At 68.2% G+C, this 327-nt stretch carries 1 pseudogene; it reads right to left on the bottom strand.

Going from position 1 to position 327, the window contains the following annotated elements:
- Nucleotides 1-327: pseudogene (locus tag ABGA94_RS00025) on the bottom strand (hypothetical protein); the annotation flags it as partial.

Raw genomic sequence — 327 nt, 5'->3', positions numbered from 1 at the left:
ACGTCGCCCTTGTTGTGCAGATCCAGCCGCATCGGCTCGGTGGAGCCCTTGATCGCTGCACTGCCGACTTTCTTCTCATCGACGATGCGGTTGTAGAACGGCGAACCGGGCACGTCCAGCTCCGGATGTGCAGCCTGGAAGGTGATCGCGTCCGGGCGCTGGCGCGTGCGCGAGGTGGCGTCGGAGTTGGACGATTCGGCGAACAGCACCAGGCTGCCATCGGCACGGAATGGAGCCAGTGCCGCGGCCAGTGCCTGCGGCGTGTTGCGCTGCTGGCGCTGCGGGTCGGGCTGGGACGCCGCCAGCAGCTTGCGCGAGGCGTGTGCC

The organism is Stenotrophomonas sp. 3diitr2024, from assembly GCF_042136455.1.
Classification (GTDB): domain Bacteria; phylum Pseudomonadota; class Gammaproteobacteria; order Xanthomonadales; family Xanthomonadaceae; genus Stenotrophomonas; species Stenotrophomonas sepilia.
Note: the sequence above shows the minus strand (reverse complement) of the source record. Positions and strands in the feature narration are given on the sequence as shown.